The organism is Vicinamibacterales bacterium, from assembly GCA_036496585.1.
Classification (GTDB): Bacteria; Acidobacteriota; Vicinamibacteria; order Vicinamibacterales; family 2-12-FULL-66-21; genus JAICSD01.
Window position 1 is genome coordinate 1 of record DASXLB010000080.1, and the last position, 25,150, is coordinate 25,150.

The window sequence follows — 25,150 nt, forward strand, 5'->3', positions numbered from 1 at the left end:
GTCAGCGCAACGCGCTGCAGCAACGCGCCGTCCGCCGAGAGGAACGACAGGGCGAGCGTGTCCGGCGGCGCGGTAGCGGTCGACACGGTGACCACCGCCGTGCCGTCGGTGGTCGAATCGAGCTCATAGACGTCGCGCACGTCAGACGCGCCGTCGAGCGATCCGGATACCGGGTGGCGGAACGTCAGGCGCGACGCCGCAGCCGGCGTGTCGTTGGGCTCGACGTCGCCGGCGCCGGATGCCGTCTGCACCACCTGCGAGGCGCTCAGCGTCTTGCCGTCGGCGGGATTGACTACCGTGGCCGTGACGGTCAGCGAACCACGCCCTTCGAGCGGCGCGAGGGCGATCGAAGCGATGCCATCGACGTTGCTGTCGACCGAGGCCGAACGGCTGGAGGCGCCCGCCAGCGTGAAGGTGACGGGCAGTCCATCGAGAGCTCCGCTTCCGGCCAGTGTCGCTTCGGCGCGGGCGAGCGGATCGTCCGCCCGTACCGCGATCGCCATCGGCCGCAGCGCGATGCCCGTCAGGACGGCAGGCGCGCGGAACTCGACGGCAATCTCGATGTCGGCCTGCACGGCGCCGTTGCTCACGGTCACCACCGCCACGCCTTCCTCGTGCGCGACGACGCGATCGTCGGCCGTGACTTCGACGACACCGGGCGCGCTCGAGCGGAATGCCGACCCGGTCGCGCGCACGTCGCGCAGGGAGCCGTCGGAGTAGCGCGCGAGAACGTCGAGGGGAACCGCCAGCCCTGGGAACACCAGCGTCAGGCTGCGGTTGCGGGGCTCCAGCGCCACGATCACCGGCGGCGCGTCAACGGAGACGGTGACCAGCGCAGAGGCGCCATGGTTCGCGGCCCTGATCGTCGTCGAACCGCCTGCGGCGGCGCGCACCAGCCCGTTGGCGTCGACCGTCGCGACACGCGGATCCGAGGAGGCGTACGTCGTGCCGGCGCTCGCCGCCGTGACGTTGAACAGGCGTCCGTCGGCCGTCACCGCGGCGGCCGAGAGCTGGACCGTTGAGCGGCCGGCGGGAATCGCCGCCGGAGACGGCGTGACGATCAGATACGCCGGCGCGATCTGCACCGGCTCCACCGGCAGCAGCGTGACGTCGATCGCGATGATCTGTCTGCCCGCCGCCGTCTGCACCCGCAGCGTCGCGTGACTGCCAATCGTGCCGTCGGTGCGCCGAATGACGATGCCGATGTCGTTCAGTCCCGCCGACAGGTCGCGGCCGCCCGCGCCGTTGTCGAAAGACAGGAGTGAGGTGCCGCCGGCGTCCGGGTTCTCCTGGATGACGAGCGACAGGGGCTCGCCGGCGCTCGCGACGCTGACCGTCAAGCGCAGACCGTCGTCGGTGGCGAGCGCCTGGTGGGTGTCGATGATCGACTGCTCGTCGCCGGTCCTGTCCTTCAGCGGGTCGCGCACGAACGACTGAATGAAGGTGCGCGGTGGCAGCAGCTGCGCGACGGCGAGTCCGCCAGCGCCGCCGGCGACCGCGGCAATCCCGCGCGCATGATCGATCGCCGTCCGCGCCGCGGCGCCCGGCACCGCCAGCGTACCGAGGATGCGATCGTCGATGCCATCGTGATCGTCGTCCACCGGCTGGATGCCGGCCGTCCCATCGAGGTCGACGATGACCACGCCGCGCGTGCCGGCTGCGACGTAGGCGAGCCGCTCCGCCGGATCGAGCACGACGCCGCTCGCGGCGGATCCAAGACGGACAATCGACAGCAACTGTGGATCGCCGGATGCCGGAATCCGGTAGGACTGCACCGTCCCGTCCGTGCCCGCGACCACCGCGACATCGACGATTTCCCGATCGGCTTCGATCGTGTGATCGCCGTTCAAGTCGAGCCGCACGCCGGCCGCGGCAGCTACAGCGGCCGCGGTGCCGCCTGTGTCCGCGAGCCCGGTGCGGGCGAGCGAGGAATCCAACACGGCAAGACCGGCCGCCCCCGCCACGACGAGACGGCTGCCCAGCACCGCAGTCCCCGTGATGTTCTCGGTTGTCGGCGGATATCTGCCAACCACCGCGCGGCCGGGGTTGGACGCATCGGGAGGGATCGCCTCCGACAGACGAGCCGCAATCAGGCCGACGCCTTCCACCGCGACGAACGCCCGTCCGTCCGGCCCGGCCACGAGGGCGCGCGGCGTCCCAGCCGACGCGATCACGCCGGCCGGTACGGGGTTGCCGGGAGCCGAGGTCAGCTGTGCGCGGCCGACTTGGCTTGGCGCCAGTCCGGACGGCAGTTGATACACACCGAACGCGCCGTCTGAGGTTGAAGAACCGGATGCCGCGAGCGCGAGCGGACCAGCGACTGGAGCGCCGTTGCGATCGACCAGGTCGCCCGTGAGATTGACCGCGGAGATCCCGCCCGCGATGGGCGTCGTCCCGACCAGATGCGGCGCGAGCGGGTTCGACCAGTCGACCGCCGCAAGACCATCCGCGGCGCCGACGACAACCGTGCTCCCGTTCACCGCGACGTCGCGCGCGTTGGTCTGCGGCACGGTCGCGAGCAAGACGGGTGCGAAGGTGGTGAACTCTCCCGAGAGGGGAACGGCCTGCCGCGCACCCGATGCGGCGACGATTGACGCGGCAACCCCATAGCGGTAGGCGGTCGCGAAGTGCCAGCGCCGGCTCGGGGTGAACGCCGCGCTCAACAGGTCGGGAGAGACGACAACCGTGCCGAACACGCGCGAACCTTTTGGATCGACCACGACGATCGCTGGAGCCACCGACTTCGAGTCGATCGGCTCCGAGAAGCGGAAGGTCAAGACGCTGTCGATCTCGACGACGCTGCGGTCGTCGAGGCTGGCGGTCACGGTCAACGTCGAGGCGGTCGGCGCCAGAGGGCTGCCCAGATTGATGGTGCCGGAGGCCGGCGCCGTTCCCGTGATGGTTCCCCGGCTCGATCCGTCGAGTTCGACGACGCGCAGAGTGAAAGGGAGGCCGGATGGCACAGGCGCCACGAACGAGCCGTCGGGCCCCGACGTCCGGAAAACAAACGGCAGCCCGTCGATCTCGACGAGTGCAGGCCCGCCGGCGACGCGGCCCGATGCGAGGACGAGCGGCGTTCTGGCCCGCACGACGAGGTAGCGGCCGGTCTCTCGAGCGCCGGGCAGTTCGCGTCCCGCCGTCACCGCCATCGGCGCTGCGCCGGCGGTCACGTCGAGCCGGTCGACCAGGACCAGCCGCGGCTCGTCGCCAATCGTGACGGCTTCCGTCAGCCACAGCGTGTCCCCGACGGCGAGATCCTGTGGGGCGGAGATGCGCAGGTCGAGCCGCGCCTCTGGCGCGATGGCATCGATGGTCGCTTCCTGTCCCGGCACGACCTGCTTCGGCGCTCCCACGAACAGCGTCGGGAAATCGGCGACTTGGGATCCCTCGGTCCTCGACGCCTCGGCGTTTGCCGCGACCGCCGTGGTTGACACGTCAGCGCTTCGCCGCGTGCCGCCAGCATCCATCGCCGTCGCCGTGAATCGCAGCGCGCTGTTGACGAGCGCGTCGGCGGGCACCGGCAGATCGCCGGTGACGGCGAACACCGCTCGCGAGGCGGTCTGCGGCGTGAACCGGTTCTGTGGGTCGGTCAACGTCAGCGACGCCAGATCGTTGAACACCGCCCGGTTGACGTCGATCGCGAATGCGTCGACGACCGCGAAGCCGGCGGGGAGCGCCGGCGGCGCGGTATCGGCTGCGGACAGGCGGAACAAGCCGGGCGTGGTCAGGCTGTTTGGCAGCAGCGTCGCCGTCCGCGCCGCGGGCCCGGTGACGACACCGCCGCGCGACCCGATGGCGGTTGTCCCGTCCGGTCCGACAAACTGCGTGATCTCCAGCGAAACGTCGTTGCCGTCGCTGCCGCGGATGACCAGCAGCAGGGTGTCGCCGACGACGGCGTCCACCCGCGCCTGAAATGACCCGTCGCCGAGCGCCAGTACGGTGATCGACTCCTGCGTCCGAACATTGGTGAGGGTGACCGCTCCCTTGGCCGGCGCCACGCCGGCACTTCCCGAGACCAGCACGCCACCGTCGGCGTCGGGCAGCGCGGCGGTGATTCGGCCGGCCGCGGTGGCCGGTCTCGTCGTGTCCAGCGTGGTGAAGCCGATCGCGGTCGGCGACAGCGCATGTCCCGCCGCATCGCGCAGCGCGGCGGTCAAGATGACGCTGTAGGCCGTGGCCGAGACCAGCGTTGCGGCCGGCCGCACCGTCACCCGCCGGCGATCGGCCGACAGCAGCAGCGCCGCCGCCGTTTCGCCGGCCGGTGTTCGCAGGGTGATGGCAGCCGCCGACAGCGTCGCAGGATCCACCGTCGTGGAGAAGTCGAGCGTGAGCGACGCATCGAGGGGAACGTTGCTCGCATCGGCCGCAGGATTGCTCGCCGCCAGCGAGAACGTCTGCGCGCCGACCGCGATCGATACCGGCACGACCGCGGCCGCGGTGACGGTCGCTGCCGACGCGCCACGGTCACCGCTCGGCGGGTCGATGGCCGTCACGCTCGCCGCGACGCCCGCCGCGGACGGCAGCACCGCGTGCCCGGTAACCGTCGTCACATCCGCGAACGCGGTCGCGGTACTGGTCACGAGCGCGCCGGCGAGCGGAGACGTCGCCCGGAGGACTGTGCCGCTGATGAACCCGAGCGGCGTCCGTCCGCGCACCACGAAAAAGTCGCCACCGTGCCGCACCCCGTCGAGTTGGACGGTTCCGGACGCCGCGCGGGGAACCAACCGTCCAGAGATGACGTCGAGCAGCGCGACCAGTCGGAGCCGCCGCTGACCGAAGGGATCGAGAAATGCCGCGGCGAGCAGAAACTGATCCTGTCCAGACGCACCCGCCGGTGCGGCTGTCGTCAGCGTGCCAGGCTGTGCGAAGTCGACGCCGGTCGCGTCGATTCGTATCGCGGCGATGAGATCGGCATCCGCCGGCGCCAACGCCGCGGCCTCGTCGGCCGCCAGCCGCGCCATGGCGATCGCGTTGTCGCCGTTCAGCGCGCCGGCGGGGACCTGGAGTTGATCGCCGTCGGCATCCGTCACCGTTCCGCCGACGGATCCGACGACGGATACCGCCGTCGAGTCGTCAGCGGCGGTGACGGCGAGCCGGACGACGCCGAGCATCAGCTGCTGAATCGTGAACGACTGCGACGGCGTAATCGGGAAGGTCGCACCGACGCTGCCCGCACCGCCCGTCGCCGCCGCCTGATACAGGACGACATCTTCGACGAACGGCTGGGTGACTATGTGCGTTTGATCGAGCAGATCGAACTGCTCCTGAACCCGCACGTGGACGATCGCGCCGCTCGGCAGCGCGTTCTGCGCGATCGCGGTGATGCGGCCGGCTGCGCGCGCGTCGTCCCCCGGCGGGGCCGAACGCGGAACGACCTCGCCGGTGGCCGACGCGTCCGAGGGCAGCACCGTCGACGCGGAGAGTCCGGCAAGCAAGTCTCCGGGTGCTCCGGCCGGCGCCACTCCCGGATCGGCTCGAAGCAGTACGTACGCGCCGCTGTGGGTGACGTCGACGACGGCCGTCAATCCGGAAGGGTCGACGACCGCCGCCGCCTCCACAATCCACGCATGACGGTCGGCGTCGTAACGCGCGAGCGGCACGGCAGTCCCGGCGGGAAGCCCGGCGACGTTGGGAAGCGTCAACGTGACGGGAGCGCCAAAGGCGTCGAACGGCGCGCCGATCGCCACAGCGGTTGTCGGCGACCATCCGAGCGGGAGCAGGAGCGGCAGACCCTGACCGCTGAGGGGCGTGAGCACGATCAGCGCGTCGTCTCCGAGCGCTCCCGCCGGGATCTGCAGGCGGAAGCGTCCGGCGGCGTCACGCAATTCGCCGCCGAGAGCCGAGGCGATCGTCTTGCCGCCGGGATCAAGCGGCGTGAGCCTCGCGTCGACGGCGGTCACCGCGTCGTTCGCCGGTACTGGCACCTGCCGGTCGACAGTGGTGAACCCGGATTTGGAGAGACGGATCACGCCGGCGCCGGCCGCGGCGGGGATCGAGAAATGTCCGAAGGCGTCGACGGACGCAGCGACCCCCGGCACGAGGGGTCCGCTGCCGTCCTCGAGGAGGGTGACCACAGTCCCCGCGAGCGGCAGGCCCTTGCTGTCGTCGTAGACTTCGCCGCGTACGAACCCGCGTCCCGAGCTGACGCTGACGGCGACGTGCGCCGTCGCGGTGGCGGTGTCGTAGTGGGCAACGATGGTCGCGGCGCCGTTGGCGACAGCGGTCACGAGTCCATTGGCTGCAACCCGGGCGATCGCGGCGTCGCTCGAGTCGTAGGTCACGCCGGCGTCGGTCGTCAGGTCGCGCAGCGTCCCGTCCGAGAATCGGCCGCGCAGCGCGAGCGGTTGCGCGGCGCCGATGGCGCGGAGCGTCGCCTCGGCCGGCGTCAGATCGAGCGACTGCAGCGTCACGCCCGCTTCGACGACCACCGCCGCCGTCGCGCTCAGGGCTCCGTTGCGTGCCGTGATGGTCGCTGAGCCGTTGCCGACGCTCGTCAGCAGTCCGCTCTCGTCGACGCGCGCCACGAACGTGTTGGTGCTCTCGTAGTGAGTGCCGGCGGCCGCACTCGTGATCAGGACAGTGCTGCCATCGCTGCGCCGGCCCGTCACGCTCAGCGCGCGGGTCGCGCCGACGTCCGACAGCCGCAGGCTTGCGGGGTCCAGTTGAATCGACGTCAGCGTGACGGCTGCGGCGACGGCGACGGTGAACGTCTGTTGAACGGCGCCCCCCTTGCCATCAGACGCCTCGATGACGATTTGACGGCTCCCGACGTCACTCGATTGCGGCGTCCATCGCAGATCTCCGTCGGGTGACACGACCACCCCCGACGGCCCGGAGACGAGCCGGAAGGTCACGGCGTCGCCGTCGGGATCGGTTGCGCGCGCCTGGTAGGTCAGAGGCTGCGACTCGGTCGCGGTCGACGGCGGCGTCGAGTTGATCGCCGGGGCGCGGTTGGGCGCGGTGACCGCGAAGCCGTCAGTCAATTGCGCGGTCTGCGTGCTCGTCACGAGCAGCACGAGGCGGGTCCCAAGCGCCGCCGTCGCGTTGACCGAAATCGTCGCGACGAGCGATTGTGGCGAGGTGACCTGCACGGCCTGGACGGTCACCCCAGCGCCGATCGAGACGGTCGTGCGTCCCGCGACGAACGCGGCGTTGGGGCTTCCGTCGATGCGAACGGGCACCTGCGTGGCCCCGCGAACCGCGCTCGCCGTGGCGGGCAGTGAGATCGCGACGACGTCGAGCTTCCCTCCGGTCACCGACTCGTGCGTGACGAGGTTGGTGACCCGGACGGCCGCGGGACCGACGGCAAGGCCGGCCGGAATCGTGATGCCGATTCGGCGGAGGTTCTTCGAGGCGTCGAGCGTCGTGATCGACGCTGCGGTCACCTGCACCGCAGGTCCCGACGCCGGCGTCAGCGTGACCTGGTTGTTGGCGGCCGACGGGTCGAAGCCGGTGCCGGTGATTTGTACCGAGACGCCGGCCGACGCGCCGAGCGGCGCGATCGCCGTCAACGACATCGCCGCCGACAGCCGCACCTGTAGTGGCGCCGACACCGATGCGATGAGGACGACGAGCGCCAACGCCGCCACGCGTCCGGGTCGCCCGAGGCGACGCTCGGCGCGAGGCTGCGCCGCAGCCGATCGAGTCGGCGATGTCTGCCAGTTGGGCGTCACGACGGATCCGGGTCAGGCGCGCGATAGTCGCGTGTGGCGGACGCGCGACAGACCGGCCACCACGCCAAGCGAAAGCAGACCGAGCGTTCCTGGTTCCGGGACCGGAGCCGGCGGCGTGTCGGGAACCTCGATGCTGAAGACCGCCGAAGTGTCCGGCGCGCTGAGCGATCGGGTGAGGGCGTAGTCCTCTCCCGCGAACGCGAAACCGATGGTCGCGTCGGCGAAGAGCGGCAGCACGTCGACGATGGAGATCTGATCGATGTTGGTGCCGGTCGGATCGTTGGGTGGCGCGAGATCGAACCAGACCGACTCGCCGTCGGGCAGCGTCAGGCGACTGCCCTGGAGCGTCGGACCGGGATCGGGCCCATCCCAGAGGTTGGTCAGCAGGAATACTGATTGGAACAACGGATCGGGAATGCAGGCGGTGTCGGTCGGGTCGCAGTTCGGGCTGGGATCGATGAGCGTCGACGTCCAGCTGAATTCGGCGACGGTGATGACCGACGCCAGCGCGCCGCGGGCGCTGAAGACGACGGTCAGAATCGTGAGAACCGCAATCCGCGAAGCCACGCGCATGTTCGTCTCCTGGATCCAAGGCCCGGAACTTTTGTCACCTGAGGAGCGGCCTTTTGGCGCGGCGCGGCAGCGGTCGGTGCGACAATTCCGCTGCAGGTCGAGTGAAAAGGACGCTCACCATATGTGGCGCACGACGTGCGTAAAAAGGCTCATGGCCGTGACCGGGGCATCCATGAACGACGTCACTGCGTTGCTCGATAGATGGAACGAAGGGGATCCGGAAGCCCTCAAGCAGCTGCTTGAACGGCTGTATCCGGAGCTGCGGCGGCTGGCGGACGGCCTGCTGCGCCACGAACGCGAGGGGCACACGCTGCAGCCGACGGCGCTCGTGCACGAGGCGTACATCCGCCTCACCGGTCTTCGCGAAATGCGTCTGGAGAACCGGCGGCACTTCTACGGCGCCGCCGCCACGGCGATGCGTCGCATCCTGGTCGATTACGCACGACAGCGGCGGGCACAGAAGCGCGGCGGCGCCGATCTGCACCGTGCGCCGTTCGAGGACGCGCTCAATACACCGATCGATTTACATCTGGACTTCGAACGGCTGGAAGAGGCGCTGCTGGAGCTGGCCACGTTCGCGCCCGAGAAGGCGCGGATCGTCGAACTGCGCTATTTCACGGGTCTCTCGATCCAGGAGACCGCCGACGTGCTCGACATCGCACCCGCCACCGTGAAGCGCCACTGGACCTACGCCCGCGCCTGGCTCTTTCGCGCGCTGAGCGCATGATTCCGCCCTCGCCGCGGCGGCAGACCGATCTGAGCCCCTCCGATCTGCTCGAGGTCGAGGCGATCTTCAGTGACATGAGCGAACTTCAGCCTTCGGCGCGAGGCGGCGTGCTCGATCTGCGCTGCGCCGGCCGCGAGGGCATCCGGCGCGAGCTGCAGGCGCTCCTCGACGCGCACGACCGCCTTGCCGGCTTTCTCGAGTCACCGGTCGCCGCCTACTGCGAGTACGGCGCCAAGACTGGTGACACCATCGGTGCGTACCGCATCGTCGACCGGATCGGGCACGGTGGAATGGGCGACGTGTTTCTGGCGGAACGCGTTGATGGCACTTTCGAGCAGCGCGTCGCGATCAAGCTGACACGGGCCTCGGTGCGCGACCCCGAGTCGGCGCGGCGGTTCCGGTTCGAGCGTCAGATTCTGGCGTCACTGCAGTACCCGAACATCGTGACGCTGCTCGACGGCGGCGCCACGCCGCAGGGGGACGCCTACCTGGTCATGGAGTACGTGGCCGGCGAGCCGATCACCGACTATTGCCGGCGTCAGGCACTCGGGCTGCCGGCGCGGATCGCGCTTCTGCGTCAGGTCTGTCGCGCGGTGCAGCACGCGCACCAGCACTCGATCGTGCACCGCGATCTGAAGCCCGCCAATATCCTGGTGACGGACGGGGGTGTCGTCAAGGTGCTGGACTTCGGCGTCGCCAAGCTGCTGCAAGCCTCGAACGGGACGAGCGAGACGCTGACCGGCATGATGCCAGGCCCCCTGACGCCGAACTACGCGAGCCCCGAGCAGCTGCGCGGACTGCCGGTGACCACCGCCTGCGACGTCTATTCGCTGGGCGTTCTGGCCTACGAAGTCCTGGCCGGCGCCCGCCCGTACGACACCACCGGCAAGCCGCTCGACCAGGTGCTCGCGATCGTGCTCGCGACGCAGCCGGCGCGCCCGAGCACCATGGGGCACGGCGGCCTGGCGACCGGCGGCGCCGCGCCGGTCTATTCTCCCGGGATCCTCAAGGGGGATCTCGACGCGATCGTGCTGAAGGCGATCAGCAAGGAACCCCTGCGGCGCTACGGTTCCGCCGGCGAGCTGGCGGACGATCTGGAGCGATACCTGACGAAGGAGCCGGTCCTGGCGCGCGAGCCGTCCCTCGGCTATCTGCTCCAGCGCGTCTGCGCCCGTAATCGCGCGCTGGTGGCGACGGCGGCGCTGTCGATGCTGGCGATCGTCGCGGCGCTGAGCGTCGCCGTGTGGCAGCGAAGTGTCGCCGTGACGGCGCAGGCGCGCGCCGAGTCCCGCTTCCGCGACGTGCGTCATCTGGCCAACGCGCTGATCTTCAAGATCCACGACGCGGTCGCGCCGCTGCCTGGATCGACGCCGGTGCGGCAGACGATCGTCAAGGAAGCGATCGGCTACCTCGAAGGACTCGAGCGCGATTCCGCGCGCGACGAATCGCTGCAGCTCGAGCTGTCGGGCGCCTACCGGCAGATCGCCGGGATCCTCGGCGACCCGCAACGCGCCAATCTCGGCGACCGCGAAGGCGCGATCCAGCAGCTCGAACGGGCGCGCGCGCTGGCGCTGCCGCTGGCGCGCCGATCCGACGCCGGCTTCGAGGCGGTGGCCGCGTTCGTCAACAGCAATCGGCAGCTCGCCATGATCCTCAACCTGACCGGGCAGTCCGGCCGCTCGCTGGAACTCGTGCAGGAGGCCCAGACGATCAGCGAGAACGCCTATGCGCGCCGCGGCGATCCGCGAGTCCGGCACCTGCTTGCGTCGGTCCTGTTCGATCACGCCCTCGCCCTTCTGCAGCGCGATGGCCCCGCGTCGCTCGAATACTGGCAGAAAGCCGGCGCGATTTACGAAACGGAGCTGGCCGAGCAGCCCGACGCGGCCGACCGGCAGCGCAACGTGGCGCTCGTCGAGAAATACGTCGGCGGCCGCGACGAGGACCGCGGCGATTTCCACGAGGCGGCGCGCCACTATGACCGGGCGCTCGATCTGGATCTCCGCCGCGAGGCGAAGAACGGGACCGACCGCGTCATCCGCTTCGACGTGGCGGTTGATTACTCCAACCTCGCGAACATGGCCGACTCGGACGGCGACCTGGCGAAGGCCGAAGATCTGTTTGCGACCTCTCTCCGGATCCGCGAGGAGCTGGCCGCGTCGGACCCGCGGGACGCGCTGTCGCAGCTGAAGGTGGGCACGGGCGCCTGGCGTCTCGGGCGCGTGCAGCGCCACCGCGGCCGCTTCGCCGAGGCGCGGGTGTCGCTGAGCCGCGCGCTCCAGGTGCTCGACGCGGCGATGCGTGTCTCGAACGACCGCGCGGCGCGCGGCGAAATGGCTTCGGCACTGTTCGAAATGGGGCGCCTCGATGCGGCGATCGGGAAACGCGCCGCCGCGTGCGACGATGCGCGGCGGGCCGCCGGGCTCGCTGCGCTGCAACCCCCGCTCACGCGCTACCTGCCCGGGCTCGTCACCGGCATCGAGGCAGACGTCGCCGCCTGCGGTTCGGGCGGCCCGCCGATCGCGCGCTGATGCCCGGCGGTGCGCGCCGCGCGCCATGCAATCGTCACGCGCACGTGGCAGGCGCGGCACAGCAGCCGGTAGTTCTCGAGACCGCATTCGCCGCCGCCGTCGGCGACCGGGACGATGTGGTCGGCCTCCCAGCGTGGCCGCGCCGCGCGCCAGGCCTTCCGCGCATTCCGCTCCCCGGCGGGCGGCTGGGCGCGCCGCCACTCACGGTGCGCCTTGATCACGTTGGTGCCGCACAAGCGGCATACGCCCTTGTCGCGCTTCTTCACCTCGCGCCGCACGTACCAGGGGCTGCTGCGGATCTTCCACTCGCGCACGCACGCGTCGCCGCAGAACGTGCGCCGTGGCGGCAGCACCGGCCGCCGGCACCAGCGGCACACGGCGTGTCCCAGCTCGTCCCGTTCGGGGACCCCCCACTGATCGGCGGTAACGACACGGGCGCGGCGAGTGGACACGACGGTCGGAGTATCGGCGCGTCGCCTGGCGGCTGTAGCGGCGCGCGAGCCGCTGAGCGACGCGGGTGCTAAGGGGGCTAAAGGTGCTAAGAGTGCTAAGGGTGCGGGTGCTAGCGGTGCCAAGGGTGCTCCTAGCACCGTGCACCGCAGTCCATTAAGCCCGCACCATCAGCACCCTTGGCACCCGCACCCTTAGCACCTTTAGCCCCCTTGGCACCGGCCCCCTTCGCCCCTTAGCACCAGCACCGTTGGCCCCGTTGGCGCCTTTAGCACCCTTGGCACCGGCCGCCCGGCCCCACCCTCACCGCTCCGTCGGCGGCGGCTCGATATGGATAATCGCATCCGCAATCTGCGGAAACCGCTCCATCAGCCGGTCCTTGACGACGTGCGAGAGCCGGTGCGCGTCGCGCAGCGGCGACTCGGGCGGCAGCCAGACGTGCAGATCGAGGAACACGTAGTCGAGCGAGCCGCGCGTGCGGATGTGGTGGCAGCCGAGCACCTCCGGCACCCCCATCACCACGCTGCGAATCACCTCCTCGTCGATCACCATCCGATCGGACAGGACGCTCGTCGCGTCGCGCGCGATCTCGTAGGAAGTGCGCGCGATCACGATCGCGATGGCGACGCCGCTGAGCGGATCGAACAGCGGATAGCCCGCCCAGACGGCGGCCAGCGAGACGAGGACGCCGATCGTCGAGAAGACGTCGCTCCGCGTGTGCAGCGCGTCGGCGCGCAGGATCTCGCTGTTCAGCCGGCCCCCTTCTTTTGACTCGTACTTGACGATCGCCACGTTGATCACGAGCGTTGCGAGCATGACCGCAAAGCTCAGCCAGGTGACCTCGGGCGGGGCGGGCGAGCCAAGACGCTTGAGCGCCGATCGGCCGATCTCGAAAACGGCGAGGACGAGAAAGACGAAGATCCCGCCGGCCGCCAGCGTCTCGAACTTGCGGTGACCGTACGGATGGTCGGCGTCGGGCGGCTTGAACGACGCCTGCAGTCCCACCAGCCCGACGATGTTGGAGGTGGAATCGGCCAGCGAGTGGTAGCCGTCGGACACGACGCTGACGGCGCCCGTCGCGTAGCCGAGCACCAGCTTGGCCGCCGCCACGGCGAGATTGAAGAAGAGGACCCGCGTCAGGACGCGGGCAACCGCACGATGACGCGGGTGAATCAGAACACCCTGGCGTGTCCCATCGGCCACCAGCGCAGCTGCACCTTGCCGATGATGTACTTCTTGGGCACGAAGCCCCAGTGGCGGCTGTCGGAGCTGTTGTTGCGATGGTCGCCCATCACGAAGTAGTAACCCTCGGGGATGACCTGCGGCCCCCAGTCGTCGTGGCTCTTGAACTCCTGCGGCACGAAACTGTCGTCGAGCGGCACGTCGTTGCGGAACACCCGCCCGTCGACGATGCGCACCTGGTCGCCTTCCTCGGCGATGATCCGCTTGACGAACGACTTCTCGGGCTTGAGCGGGTAGTAGAGCATCACGATGTCGCCCACCTTGGGATCGCCGATGCGATAGGCGAGCTTGTTGACGATCAGCCGATCCTGGTCCTGCAGGGTGGGGGCCATGCTCATCCCCTCGACGCGCGCCACCTGGAATCCGAAGGTGACGATCAGGGTCGCGTAGACGGCGGCCGAGGCCAGCGTCTTCAGCCACGCCACCAGTTCCTCGCCGAGCCGATTGAGCCACACCGACGTGCCATCGATCGCGAGCCGGTCGTTGGACGCCGCAACCGCCGCCGCCGGATCGGAGGGCAGCAGCGGATCGGCCGTGAGGATCCGTTCGGCAGCCGGCTGAGCCACCGGTTGGGTGTCGAACCGCTGCGGTTCGACGGGTTCCGGCGCGGGAGCGGAATACGGGTCGTGATCGTGGCTGTCGTTCATAACTTCAAATAGTCCCGTAGCCGCCGCGTCTGCGAACGGCTGACGGGGATTTCGGTCCCCTTGGCATCCCGCATCTTCAGGATGTAGTTACGACTGAACCAGGGAACGATCTCCTTGATCTTGTTGATGTTCACGAGATGCGACCGGTGGACACGCCAGAAGACGGCCGGGTCCAGACGCGTCTGCAATTCATCCAGTGTCCGATAGTTGGACGTTCCAGACAAGCTATTCGTTACGACCCGGATCTGGTCGTCCTCGACGGAGGCGTGGACCACCTCATCGGCCTGTACCAGCAGGAAACGATCCTCGATCTTGATGGCCAGCTGCTCGCGCCGCGCCTGGCGATCGGCCAGCATCTGCAGCAGCGGCTCCAGCTCGGCCTCCTTCCGCGGCTTTTCCGCGGCCATCCGCCGCCGGACGCGTTCGACCGCCGTGGCGAGCCGCTCTGGCTCGACAGGCTTGAGCAGGTAGTCGACCGCGTTCACTTCGAACGCGTCGATGGCGTACTGGTCGTAGGCCGTTACGAACACCAGTTGACACTCCAGGCCGGCTTCGAAGACGCGCCGCGCCACCTCGAACCCGGTCAAGCCGGGCATCTGGATGTCCAGCATCACCAGATCCGGCTGATATTCTTCTATTACGCGCAGCGCCTCCACGCCGTTACCGGCTTGCGCCACGATCTCGACCCCGCCGAGCTCCTCGAGCAGATAGCGCAGCTCATCCCGCGCTAGCTGTTCGTCGTCGACGACGATGGTCTTGAGGTCGCCGGGTTGCGGACTCACGCGATGCCCCGCTGCGCGATGCCGATGTGCGGGATGACGATCCGCACGCAGGTGTACTCACCGGGCACGCTGTCCAGCTGGAGCTGGTAATTGGCGCCATAGATGACGTGGAGGCGCTCGTTGACGTTGCGCAGCCCGATGCCCGTGCCCTTGACGCGCCCCGACTCTTCGGAGGCGATGCCGATGCCGTTGTCGATGACGTCGATGAGCGCGTGCTCGCGCTCGCGCAGGCTGCGGATCGTGATCCGCCCCTCGCCCATCTTCTGCGCGAGCCCGTGCTTGATCGAGTTCTCGATGATCGGCTGCAGCATCATGCTGGGCACGACCAGGTCGAGTGTCGCCGGATCGATGTGCTTCTCGATCTTGAGCTGCGGCCCGAACCGGATGCTCTCGATGTCGAGGTATTCGTCGACGGCCGCCAGCTCCTCGCGCAGCGTGACGAAATGCTCCTGGCTGCGCAGCAGCCGCCGCAGCAGGCCCGACAGCTTCACGATGAGCGTGCGCGCCTTCTCGGGCTCCGAGCGGATGAGCGAGGAGATCGAGGCGAGCGTGTTGAAGAGGAAGTGCGGGTTGATCTGACTGGTCAACGCATCGAGCCGCGATGCCATCAGGAGCTTCTCCTGCTCCTGGAGCCGGTGCTCGACGCGCGCGCTGTTCCAGATCTTGATCGGAATGGCGATCGACATCACGGTGGCGACGAGCACGGCGATGCGCAGGCCCCAGGTCGTCGTCTCCAGCACGAACAAGCGCGACGGCCAGTGCGCGCCGACCGCCTGCGCGATGAGCTCGAGGCCGATCGGCACGCCGAGCAGGATGACGACCCAGTCGATCTCGAAGCGGCGTACCAGCCGCCAGACGTGACGCGGCAGTCCCATGAAGAAGAATGGCGAGAAGTGCCAGATCGCCTCCTTGGGACAGATCTCGCGCAGGCCGCCGCCGGCGAACCCGCATCCGATCGCGAAGGGCAGGGCGCCCCACTCGGAGACCGGCGCGAAGACCGGCGGCAGGCCGATCATGACGCCGACGATGGCGCCGGCATAGGGCCCGGCCAGCAGCCCCGCAAGGAAGGCGCCGGCCAGGGTCAGGTCGGCGGCCTGATAGTTCAGGATCAGGCGCGAGACCACCCCGGCGGTCAGCGGCAGGCCGAGACTAGCCGCAAAGACGAGGCGGGCCGGCCAGTCCCTGTTCTCGGTCAGCAGGATGCGGCGGAACCACGGAAAACGCACCAGCATCGTCGCCACGATCGCGCCCACGGCGAGCTTGGCCATCAGCGTGAAGAGCAGCACCTGGCCGCTGACGAGATGAGTAGGCATCGGGAATCAGTCGGCAGTCAACAGTTTACCGTTAACGGCGACAGCTGCGGGCGGCAACTGCCACCCACCCGTAAACGCAAACTTGATATGATTCTCCAATGATCGGTCCGATGATCACCGGCTTCGCCACCACGCTGAAGCATTTCTTCCAGCCGAAAATCACGGTCAACTACCCGGAACAGAAGATCCCCGTCTTTCCGAAGTGGCGCGGCAAGCAGGTGCTGATGCGCGACGAGCACGGACTCGAGAAGTGCGTCGCGTGCGGCCTGTGCGCAGTCGCCTGTCCGGCCGACGCCATCTACCTCGAGGCGGCGGAAAACAACGGGACAGTGCAGGCGGGTCCTCGCTACGCGAAGGTCTACCAGATCCACAAGACGCGCTGCATCTTCTGCGGGATGTGCGAAGAGGCGTGCCCGGTCTCCGCGATTTTCATGGGGAAAGACTACGAGCTGGCGGTCTACAGCAACAAGGATTTCATCTGGGACAAGACCGACCTGCTCGTACCTGCCGGCACGAGCCGGTGATGCTGGAGTGTGGGAATCAGCGGCATTCCCACATGCCCACATCTCCCAATTTCCACATCTCCCCATGCGCTTCGGCGCGTTAGGCGACATCCACGGCGATTTCGAGGCGGCGCGGCGGATTGTCGCCCGACACCCCGAGGTGCCGGCTTGGCTGTGCGTGGGTGACGTGGCGAGCCACGCGGGCGCGTACGAGTCCATCGGCGCGCCGCTCTACTGGATTCACGGCAACAACGACAACTTGGACGCCATCGCAGCGGGCGCCCTCCCGACAGGCTATGTCTACGTCCACAGCGGCACCAGCGTAGACGCGGGCATGCGGGTCGCGGGCCTCGGCGGGACGTTCGCGCCGACGTGGTACGAAACGCCAGCGAAGGATCTGCCGCACCCGGTGAAGGGCAGCGTCCGCGCCACTGAGCTCGCCGACAAGAGGCGGCATTTCGTCCGGGCCCAGGTCGAGGCCTGCCAGCGACTGCGCGACATCGACGTGTTCCTGACCCATGAGGCGGCGGCGCCGTTCCGTCCGTATGCCGGCGAGCGCGGCCCTGATGCGGGCAAACGCCCGATCAACGATGTGCTGTCGGCCATGCAGCCGCGGCTGCACCTCTTCGGGCACCACCATCGCGCTTCTGACCAGATACGGGAAGGTGTCAGGTCGATCGGACTAGACCTGGTTTCGCGATCCTACCTGCTGATCGACTCCAAGTCATTGAATATAGACATGTTAACTCTCTAGATAATTTATGCGCCGACGGCTTGTTCGGTTCGGGCCGCGGCGGCGTTTGATACGGATGAGGAGGTACTAACGGCCTTGTCCACCCCCCAATTGCCAGAATCGACGTTACAACCGAGGCTCACGCCACGCGAGCAGGATCTCGTCCGCGCGATACTCGAGGGCCTGCCGAACAAGGAAATCGCCCGGCGGCTGGGCATCAGCGTCCAGACCGTGAAGAACGGCCTCGGACCCGTCTTTGACAAGTACCGCGTCACGAGCCGTCTCGAGCTCGCGATCCGGGCCGCGCCCAAACCGTCCTGATTGCGCCGGACGCGTCGATTTTCGCTGTCGCGCGTGACGGGCGGCAACGCCCGCGCGGAGTGCGGCGAAGGTTGGAGCGCGCGGCGCGTACCAGCAGCGTCAACACCCCGATGACCTCGGCCGGGAGATAGGCGAAGCGCTTCGCGCGCGCCGGCGGGCGAAGTGTTTCTGGGGACGGCGGCTGGCGCCGGGGTGATAGAGACGCTCCTGCGTATCGGCGAGGTACAATTGATCGTGTCCCGCCCGTCATTTCTCGAAGCCCTCGAATCGCGTGTGCTCGTTTGTGACGGGGCCATGGGGACGATGCTCTACGCCCGCGGCATCTTCCTGAACCGCTCGTTCGACGAACTCAACCTGACGCAGCCTGATCTGGTCGCCGAAGTGCATCAGGCATACGTGCGTGCCGGCGCGGACGTCATCGAAACCAACACGTTCGGCGCCAACCGGGTGAAGCTGGGGGCGTTCGGCCTCGCCGATCGCGTGCACGCGATCAACGTCCAGGGAGCGCGGATCGTCCGCCACGCCGCGCGCGATCAGGCGTTCGTCGCCGGCGCGATCGGGCCGCTTGGCATTCGTATCGAGCCGTGGGGCAGGACCGGAGTCGACGAGGCCGAGGAATACTTTCGCGAGCAGGCGCGGGCGCTGATCGAAGGCGGCGTCGACCTGTTCGTTTTGGAGACGTTCCGCGACGTCAACGAGATCGGCGCCGCGATTCGCGCCGTCCGCAGTCTGGGCACCCTCCCGATCGTCGCGCAGATGACGACGGAGGAGGACGGCAACAGCCTCGACGGGGTGGCGCCGGAGACGTTCGTTCCCGAACTGGAGCAGCGCGGCGCCGACGTCATCGGCCTGAACTGCAGCGTCGGGCCGGCGGCGATGCTCGAGACGCTCGAGCGGATGGCGCGGGTCGCGCAGGTGAAGCTATCGGCGCAGCCGAACGCCGGCAAGCCGCGCGAGATCGAAGGCCGCAATCTCTACCTCTGCTCGCCCGACTACATGGCCTCGTACGCGCGGCGTTTCATCAACGCCGGCGTGCGTCTGGTCGGCGGCTGCTGCGGCACGACGCCGGATCATATCCGCGCGATCAAGGTGGCGGTACGCTCGCTGGCGCCGGGGGCGACGCGCAAGGATGGCCGCGGCGCGGCCGCGCCGTCGGCGGCGGCGGCCGCGCCGCCGGTTCCACGCGGTCAGAAGTCGCGGATGGCGCATTCCCTCGTGCGCGGCGGGTTCGTCGTCAGCGTCGAACTGGCGCCCCCCCGCGGCTTCCAGTCGGACCAGCTCGTCGAACACGCGAAGCGGCTCAAGATCCATGGGGTCGACCTGGTCAACGTGCCCGACAGTCCGCACGTCACCGCCCGCATGAGCGCGCTCGCCGCCGCCTGCCTAGTGCAGCAGCACGCCGGGGTGGAGACGATCCTCCACTACGCCTCGCGCAGCCGCACGCTGCTGGCGCTGCAGTCGGACCTGCTCGGCGCGCACTCGATGGGCGTACGCAACGTGCTGCTGGTCACCGGCGATCCGCCGAAGGTCGGCGATTACCCCGACGCGACCGCCGTCTCGGAAGTGGATGCGATCGGCCTCGTCAACGCGGTCGCGCGCCTGAACACCGGCCTCGACATCGGCGGCCAGGCGATCGGCAGTCCGACGGCGTTCCACATCGGCGTGGCGGTCAACCCCGGCGCGCTGAGCCTGGATGAGGAGCTGCGGCGCTTCGCGTACAAGGTGCAGGCCGGCGCCGAGTTCGCGATCACGCAGCCGGTCTTCGATGCCGCGGAGTTCCGCGCATTTCTGGACCGCGTCGGCGCGTTCGACATTCCGATCATTGCCGGGTTGATGCCGCTCGAGAGCCTCCGTCATGCGGAGTTCCTGGCCAACGAGGTTCCCGGCGTACGCGTGCCCGAGGCCGTCGTCGAGCGTATGCGGCGTGCGGAGGCGGAGGGGCGGGCGGCCGAGGAAGGGCTCGCCATCGTGCGTGAAGTGGCCTCAGAGATCCGGCCGTTCGTCCGCGGCGTGCAGATCTCGACGGGTCCGAAGGCGATCGACACGGCCCTGGGCCTCATCGAGGCCGTCGGCGCCTAGCCTCGTGTCTCGCCGACTCGGCGGCCGCCGCGGCACGCTTCTGCTTGCCGAACTCCGCGTCCAGGGGATATAGTCCGGAGGCTATGGCCATATTCGAGCGGAAGCCCGAAGAGAACGTCACGGGCGACGCAGCCACGCGTGCCCTGTCGGTGGCGGCCGTCGAAAACCACTTCGTCGAGAGCGTCTATGACAAGCTCGCGAAGGTCTACGACCTGTTTTTCGGGCCGACGCTGCACCCGGGCCGGCTCCGGGCCATCAAGCGCATGAACATCCAGGCGGGCGAGCGGGTGCTCGAAGTCGGCGTGGGCACGGGCATCAACCTCGATCTCTACCCGCGGGACGCGGCCATCACCGGCATCGACTACACGGCGTCGATGCTCGAGAAGGCGCGCGAACGCGCCGCCAAGCGTACGGGCACGCCGGCGCGGCTGCTGCAGATGGACGCCGCCGACCTCAGGTTCGCCGATAACTCGTTCGACATCGTCTACGCCCCGTACCTGATCAGCGTCGTCCCCGATCCGGTCAAAGTGGCGCAGGAGATGCGGCGCGTCTGCCGGCCCGGCGGGCGCATCATCTTCCTGAATCATTTCCTCAGCCCGAATCCGCTCCTCTCGCGCGTCGAGCGCTGGATCTCGCCGGCGACGATCCACATCGGCTTCAAGTCAGACCTCGACATGCCCGCGTTTCTCGCGCAGGCGATCCTGCAGCCGGTGTCGATCGAAAAGGTCAACATCCCCAAGATCTGGTCGCTCGTTACCTGCGTGAAGTAAGCGGCCACCCGCCAGCGGCCAGCAGCGGTTACCCCCCGAACGGATTCTCCAGCGACGCCGACTGCGGCGTGAACAGTTCCGCGCCGTTCTCGGTGATGTGCATGTCGTCTTCGAGCCGCACGCCGAATTCGCCGCGAATGTAGACGCCGGGTTCGTCGCTGAACGTCATGTGCGGCTGCGCGGTGATGGTCTGCTCCCAGCCGAACATGTTGTTCTTCACCAGGTACGGCCACTCGTGGCCGTCCATGCCGATGCCGTGTCCGACGCGGTGGGTGAAGAACTTGAAGCCGGGGCCGTAGCCTGCGTCGGTGATCACGGTGCGCGCCGCCGCGTCGATCGAATCGAGCGTGGCGCCTGGCCGCGCCGCCTTGAGCGCCGCCGTCTGCGCGGTCTTGACGATGTCGAACACGCGCTTCTGCTTGTCGGTGGCTTTGCCGAGTACGAAGGTGCGCGTCAGGTCGGATTGGTAGCCCTCCACCGTGCAGCCATCGTCGATCATGATGATCGTGCCTTCCCTGATCGTCTGCGGCTGGATGGAGCCGTGGGGAAGCGCGGTGTACTCGCCCACCTGTACGCTCGCCTCGCCGGGGAAACCGACGCGGCGGTACGCTTCCGAGATGAGCCCCGACACCGTGTCCTGCGTCATGCCTGGCGCGAGCGCCTTGTAGACCGCGGCGTAGACGCTCAGCGTGGCTCTCGACGCCAGCCGCATCAGCTCGATCTCGTGCGGCGACTTGATCATCCGGCAGCCGGACACGACCGGAGTCGCGGTGACGAGCGTGAGGGCCGTCGCCGCCTTGGCGACGCTCTCACTCCAGACGTGTTTGGTCGTTTCTTCGATCCCGAGCGTACCCGCCGCGACTCTGCGGTCGCGCAGCCCGTCGGCGACCAGCGCGTACGGGCTTTGGTCCTCGTTCCAGGTGCGGATATCCGCCCGGCCGCCGCCGAACGGGCCGAGGGCGATCTGCTCGCGCGCACGTTCCTCCTCGAAGGCCGGGCAGACGAAGAACGGCTCTCCCTTCTGCGGCACCACGCAGGCGAAGAGCCGCTCGCCGCCGTCCCAGCGGACGGCGGTGAAGTAGACGAGCGACGTGCCCTCCGTGAGCATGATCGCGTCGATCCGGTGAGCGGCCATCAGCCGGCGCGCCTGCTCGATCCGCGCGCGCCGCTCGTCGGCGGTGATCGGGGCAGCCTGGGCCTTCATCGACGGCAGCGACGCGATCGGCGCCGGCAGCTGCGAGCCGACTAGGAGCGCAGAGGAGCCGGCGAGGAACTCGCGTCGCGTAAACATGCGGCGATCATATCCGCAACCACCTCGGCGCCGTCGGTCGCCGGCTGCTCGGGCGGCGGCGGTGCGCCGGCGGCCGCATCGAGCGCCGCCAGCCATCGGCCCGCGAGCAGCGCCGCGTTGTCGAGCGGCGCACACCGCAGATATCTCGGCATTTCACGCAGCATCACGGGGTACTCGGCAAAACGGCCGCGCGGGGTGTAGACCATCGCTGTGCCGTTGGCGACGCACTCGGACACGATGCCGTAGCCAGGCTTGGTGACGACGACGTCGCTGGCGCGCACCAGGTCGGGATAGCGCAGGCCGGCGTCGTAGATGTCGGTGTCGGCGATGATCCGCAGGTGTCCGCGGTCGAGGCGCTCGCCGGCCCCGCCGGTCAGCACGACGGTCCACGTGTCGGCGCAGTCGAGGCGATTGAGCGCCAGGCGGCCGGCGCCGTAGCCGCCGAAGGAGACGAGCGCTACGCGGCGATCGCCCGGGAGCGACAGTCGCCCGAGCACCTCCTCGCGCGAGCGCGACGGATCGGCGTGGCGGGCGACGAACGGCACGTCGAGCACGCGTCGCTCCTGCGGCGCGTCGGCCTGCCACGCCGCGTCGAAGCTGGCGAAGCCGCCCTGTATCGGCAGCCGCCACGCGGCTCGCGCCTGCCGATACGCGCGCTGAATCACCGGCACCAGATCGGGCGCGAGCGGCAGCAGCTCCGCGTACTCCTCGTAGATCCAGTCCCACGTGAAATTCGACACCACCACCGACGGGATGCCGGCGCGCGCGGCGGCCTCGCAGCCGAGCGGCGCCGCGTCGACGATCACCAGTCGCGTGTCGCGCTCGCGCAGCAGCCGCGCCTCGTCGTCGGCGCGCGCGGGGAGCGTCGCGTAGAAGTCGCGCGCGTCGAGGAGGCTCTGGCGCGCGTCGAGGCGCAGGCTGTCGATCTGGACGATGCCGGTGTCGCAGGGGCGTGGATCGAGCTCGAATGGCACGCGGAGCGTGCGCTCGAGCAGCCATCGCGCGGCGGCGCTGCGGATGAACACCCGCACCGCCGGATGGCGCGAGACCAGGGCGTTGATGATTTCGACCTGCCGCGAGGCGTGGCCGAAGCCGTGGCCGCTGATGTAGAAGGCGACCGTCACGGTCGCGGGGCGGCAGCGGCGGCGCTGGTGCCGGCTGACGGCGTCCCGGCCGCGGTGGCCGGTCCCGCGGCGACATCGGGCATCGCCACCTTGATCACGTCCTGCAGCGTGTCGACCGGCACGAACGTCATCTCCTTCTTCACTTCTTCGGGGAGTTCAGCCAGGTCCTGTTCGTTGCCCTTCGGCAGGATCACGGTGTGGATGCCCTGGCGGCGGGCGGCCATCGACTTCTCGCGGATGCCGCCGATTGGCAGCACCAGACCCGACAGCGTGATTTCTCCCGTCATCGCCACGTCGGGCCGCACCGGGATCTGCCGCGCTGCCGAGATGATCGCGGTCGCCATCGTAATGCCGGCCGACGGCCCGTCCTTGGGAATCGCGCCGGCCGGTACGTGGATGTGCAGGTCGTGGCTGCTCAGTGTCTCGGGCGAGATGCCGAGCGCGTCGGACTGCTGGCGGACGTGGCTGAGCGCGGCGCGCGCCGACTCCTGCATCACGTTGCCGAGCTGTCCGGTCAACGTCAGGCCGCCCTTGCCGCCGGGCAGCAGCACCGCTTCGATGTAGAGGACGTCCCCCCCGGCTTCGGTCCACGCGAGACCGGTGGCGACGCCGGGACGCGAGAGACGGAACGCGCCGTCGGAACGGAACCGTGCCGGGCCGAGATAGTCGGGGACCGCCGCCGCCGTCACGTGACCCACGTAGGTCGAATCGGTGGCGACCTTCGCGGCCACCTTACGGGCGAGCGTGCCGATCTGCCGCTCGAGCGACCGCACGCCGGCTTCACGCGTGTACTCGGTGGTGACGCGCCGCAGCGCCGCGTCGTCGATCGTGATCTGCCCGGGCGTGAGTCCGTGCTCCTCGCGCTGCCGCGGCACCAGATACATCCTGGCGATGTGGATTTTCTCGTCCTCCGTATAGCCGCTCAGCGAGATGATCTCCATGCGGTCGAGCAGCGCCGGATGGATCGTGCCGAGCTGGTTCGCGGTGGCGATGAACAGCACGCTCGACAAGTCGAGCGGTATCTCGAGGTAGTGATCGCGGAAGGCATGGTTCTGCGCCGGATCGAGGACCTCGAGCAGCGCGGCCGCCGGGTCGCCCTGGATGCCGACCGACACCTTGTCGATCTCGTCGAGCATCAGCACCGGGTTGGACGAGCCGGCGCCGCGCAGCGCCTGCGCCAGTCGTCCCGGCATCGAGCCGATGTAGGTGCGGCGGTGTCCGCGGATCTCGGCTTCGTCGCGCACTCCGCCGAGCGAGATCCGCACGAACTTGCGGTTCATCGCGCGCGCGATCGACTGGCCGAGCGAGGTCTTGCCGACGCCGGGCGGCCCGACGAAGCAGAGGATGGGGCCCTTCATGTCCCCCTTCAGCTTCCGCACCGCGAGGTATTCGACGATGCGGTCCTTGACCTTGTCGAGATCGTAGTGATCCTCGTCGAGCACCCGGCGCGCCTCGATCGGGTCGATCCGATCCTCGGTCCGCTTCGCCCACGGAATCTCGAGCAGCCAGTCGAGGTAGGTGCGGATCATCTGGTATTCGGGCGCCGCCGGCGTCATCCGCTCCAGCCGATCCACTTCCTTCGACGCCACCGTCGAGACCGACTCGGGCAGGGCGGCCTCCGCGATCCGCGTGCGCAGTTCGTCGGCCTCGCCGTTCTCTCCCTCGCCGAGCTCGGACTGGATCGCCTTCATCTGCTGCCGCAGCAGGTACTGGCGCTGCTGGTTCGACATCTCCTTCTCGGCGCGCGACTCGATGCGCCCCTTCAGCTCGAGTACGTCGATCTCGCGGCCGAGGGCGGCGGCCACCGCGTCGAGCTTCACCGTGACGTTGTTCTCCTCGAGCAGCTGCTGCTTGTCCTCCGGCTTCATGTCGACCAGGCTGGCAAGCAGGTAGCCGATCCGCAGCGGGTCGTCGAGCGACGAGATGAGCGTGCGGATCTCGGGCGACAGACCCGACGCCAGCGACAGCGCGCGATCGACGAGATCCTGCAGGCGCCTGACGTGCGCGTCGATCTCGAGGGTTCGATCGACCTTCTCCGGCATCGGCTTGATCAGCGCCGAGAAGTAGCCCTTCTCGTTCTGCAGGAACTCGGCGCGCGCGCGCACGATCCCCTCGACGAGCACGCGCATGCCTCCCTGCCCCTTGGCCATCTGGCGGACGATCGCCACGGTGCCGACGCGGTGCAGATCGTCGGGACCCGGATCGTCGGCGTCGCCCCGCTGCAGCAGCAGCAGGACCATGCGGTCGCCGGTCAACGCCTTGTTCACCGCTTCCAGCGAGAGTGGACGGCTGACGCCGAGCGGCGCGACGGTCATCGGCAGGACGACCGAGCCGCGCAGGGGCACGACGGGAAGCTCGCTGGGGAGCGGTGGAGTGGTTGCAGTGTCAGCCATG

General features: G+C 68.9%; 17 protein-coding genes. 7 read left to right on the forward strand and 10 right to left on the reverse strand.

From position 1 onward, the window contains the following. Together VGI12_22285 and VGI12_22290 are read right to left on the reverse strand one after the other, a co-directional pair. Positions 1–7,580: Ig-like domain-containing protein (locus VGI12_22285; protein HEY2435414.1), on the reverse strand; the 7,580-nt coding region annotated here is incomplete at its 3' end. Positions 7,581–7,685: 105 nt separating this feature from the next. Continuing rightward, positions 7,686–8,246, reverse strand: coding sequence for a PEP-CTERM sorting domain-containing protein (locus VGI12_22290; GenBank protein ID HEY2435415.1), 561 nt, complete (start codon positions 8,244–8,246; stop codon positions 7,686–7,688). Between VGI12_22290 and VGI12_22295 the strand changes: the two genes are divergently transcribed. Further along, positions 8,245–8,973 (forward strand): ECF-type sigma factor, encoded by a 729-nt coding sequence (locus tag VGI12_22295; protein HEY2435416.1) that lies wholly within the window; start codon positions 8,245–8,247, stop codon positions 8,971–8,973. The two genes, VGI12_22290 and VGI12_22295, sit on opposite strands and share 2 nt — an antisense overlap. Beyond that, positions 8,970–11,501 carry a serine/threonine-protein kinase gene (locus VGI12_22300; protein ID HEY2435417.1) on the forward strand — a complete coding sequence of 844 codons (2,532 nt, stop codon included), beginning with the start codon at positions 8,970–8,972 and terminating at the stop codon, positions 11,499–11,501. Before VGI12_22295 ends, VGI12_22300 begins: the two co-directional genes overlap by 4 nt. Here VGI12_22300 and VGI12_22305 read toward each other — a convergent pair. The 5 genes from VGI12_22305 to VGI12_22325 all read right to left on the reverse strand — a co-directional run bounded on the left by VGI12_22305 (position 11,423) and on the right by VGI12_22325 (position 15,935). After that, a complete protein-coding gene (locus VGI12_22305) occupies positions 11,423–11,953 on the reverse strand; it encodes an HNH endonuclease (protein HEY2435418.1) in 531 nt (176 codons plus the stop codon). The two genes, VGI12_22300 and VGI12_22305, sit on opposite strands and share 79 nt — an antisense overlap. Before the next feature lie 301 nt (positions 11,954–12,254). Next, positions 12,255–13,154 carry a cation diffusion facilitator family transporter gene (locus VGI12_22310; GenBank protein ID HEY2435419.1) on the reverse strand — a complete coding sequence of 300 codons (900 nt, stop codon included), beginning with the start codon at positions 13,152–13,154 and terminating at the stop codon, positions 12,255–12,257. Further along, positions 13,124–13,840: a signal peptidase I gene (lepB, locus tag VGI12_22315; GenBank protein ID HEY2435420.1), complete on the reverse strand. Its 717-nt coding sequence runs from the start codon at positions 13,838–13,840 to the stop codon at positions 13,124–13,126. Before lepB ends, VGI12_22310 begins: the two co-directional genes overlap by 31 nt. Then, positions 13,837–14,622: a LytTR family DNA-binding domain-containing protein gene (locus VGI12_22320; protein ID HEY2435421.1), complete on the reverse strand. Its 786-nt coding sequence runs from the start codon at positions 14,620–14,622 to the stop codon at positions 13,837–13,839. Before VGI12_22320 ends, lepB begins: the two co-directional genes overlap by 4 nt. Next, entirely contained in the window at positions 14,619–15,935 is a 1,317-nt protein-coding gene (locus tag VGI12_22325) for a histidine kinase (GenBank protein ID HEY2435422.1), read from the reverse strand. The genes VGI12_22320 and VGI12_22325 overlap by 4 nt, the downstream gene beginning before the upstream one ends. A 98-nt stretch (positions 15,936–16,033) precedes the next feature. Here VGI12_22325 and VGI12_22330 point away from each other — a divergent pair, with 98 nt between their 5' ends. The 5 genes from VGI12_22330 to VGI12_22350 all read left to right on the forward strand — a co-directional run bounded on the left by VGI12_22330 (position 16,034) and on the right by VGI12_22350 (position 20,341). Further along, on the forward strand, positions 16,034–16,459 hold the full coding sequence (locus tag VGI12_22330) for an NADH-quinone oxidoreductase subunit I (protein ID HEY2435423.1): 426 nt from the start codon (positions 16,034–16,036) through the stop codon (positions 16,457–16,459). A 64-nt stretch (positions 16,460–16,523) separates the two neighbouring features. Further along, complete coding sequence (locus tag VGI12_22335; protein ID HEY2435424.1) at positions 16,524–17,192, forward strand: metallophosphoesterase family protein; 669 nt, start codon at positions 16,524–16,526, stop codon at positions 17,190–17,192. A gap of 75 nt (positions 17,193–17,267) precedes the next feature. Then, positions 17,268–17,492: a LuxR C-terminal-related transcriptional regulator gene (locus tag VGI12_22340; protein ID HEY2435425.1), complete on the forward strand. Its 225-nt coding sequence runs from the start codon at positions 17,268–17,270 to the stop codon at positions 17,490–17,492. 234 nt (positions 17,493–17,726) lie between these two features. Then, positions 17,727–19,571: a bifunctional homocysteine S-methyltransferase/methylenetetrahydrofolate reductase gene (locus VGI12_22345; GenBank protein HEY2435426.1), complete on the forward strand. Its 1,845-nt coding sequence runs from the start codon at positions 17,727–17,729 to the stop codon at positions 19,569–19,571. Between the two features lie 83 nt (positions 19,572–19,654). Further along, positions 19,655–20,341, forward strand: a complete 687-nt coding sequence (locus tag VGI12_22350) for a methyltransferase domain-containing protein (protein HEY2435427.1) — start codon at positions 19,655–19,657, stop codon at positions 20,339–20,341. Positions 20,342–20,369: 28 nt separating this feature from the next. On the opposite strand, the gene VGI12_22355 is transcribed toward VGI12_22350, so the two are convergent. Genes VGI12_22355 through lon form a run of 3 tightly spaced genes read right to left on the reverse strand, consistent with a single transcriptional unit; the run spans position 20,370 to position 25,149 of the window. Beyond that, positions 20,370–21,632, reverse strand: a complete 1,263-nt coding sequence (locus VGI12_22355; protein ID HEY2435428.1) for a Xaa-Pro peptidase family protein — start codon at positions 21,630–21,632, stop codon at positions 20,370–20,372. Continuing rightward, positions 21,587–22,756 (reverse strand): hypothetical protein, encoded by a 1,170-nt coding sequence (locus VGI12_22360; GenBank protein ID HEY2435429.1) that lies wholly within the window; start codon positions 22,754–22,756, stop codon positions 21,587–21,589. The genes VGI12_22355 and VGI12_22360 overlap by 46 nt, the downstream gene beginning before the upstream one ends. Further along, on the reverse strand, positions 22,753–25,149 hold the full coding sequence (gene lon, locus VGI12_22365; protein HEY2435430.1) for an endopeptidase La: 2,397 nt from the start codon (positions 25,147–25,149) through the stop codon (positions 22,753–22,755). Before lon ends, VGI12_22360 begins: the two co-directional genes overlap by 4 nt. Between the last annotated feature and the right edge of the window lies 1 nt (position 25,150).

What these genes read in the sequence shown, in the direction of transcription:
- VGI12_22355 (HEY2435428.1), bottom strand. Translation starts at nt 21,632, where the DNA reads ATGTTTACGCGACGCGAGTTCCTCGCCGGCTCCTCTGCGCTCCTAGTC.
- VGI12_22295 (HEY2435416.1), top strand. Translation starts at nt 8,245, where the DNA reads ATGTTCGTCTCCTGGATCCAAGGCCCGGAACTTTTGTCACCTGAGGAG.
- lon (HEY2435430.1), bottom strand. Translation starts at nt 25,149, where the DNA reads ATGGCTGACACTGCAACCACTCCACCGCTCCCCAGCGAGCTTCCCGTC.
- VGI12_22325 (HEY2435422.1), bottom strand. Translation starts at nt 15,935, where the DNA reads ATGCCTACTCATCTCGTCAGCGGCCAGGTGCTGCTCTTCACGCTGATG.
- VGI12_22290 (HEY2435415.1), bottom strand. Translation starts at nt 8,246, where the DNA reads ATGCGCGTGGCTTCGCGGATTGCGGTTCTCACGATTCTGACCGTCGTC.
- VGI12_22330 (HEY2435423.1), top strand. Translation starts at nt 16,034, where the DNA reads ATGATCGGTCCGATGATCACCGGCTTCGCCACCACGCTGAAGCATTTC.
- VGI12_22350 (HEY2435427.1), top strand. Translation starts at nt 19,655, where the DNA reads ATGGCCATATTCGAGCGGAAGCCCGAAGAGAACGTCACGGGCGACGCA.
- VGI12_22300 (HEY2435417.1), top strand. Translation starts at nt 8,970, where the DNA reads ATGATTCCGCCCTCGCCGCGGCGGCAGACCGATCTGAGCCCCTCCGAT.
- VGI12_22335 (HEY2435424.1), top strand. Translation starts at nt 16,524, where the DNA reads ATGCGCTTCGGCGCGTTAGGCGACATCCACGGCGATTTCGAGGCGGCG.
- lepB (HEY2435420.1), bottom strand. Translation starts at nt 13,840, where the DNA reads ATGAACGACAGCCACGATCACGACCCGTATTCCGCTCCCGCGCCGGAA.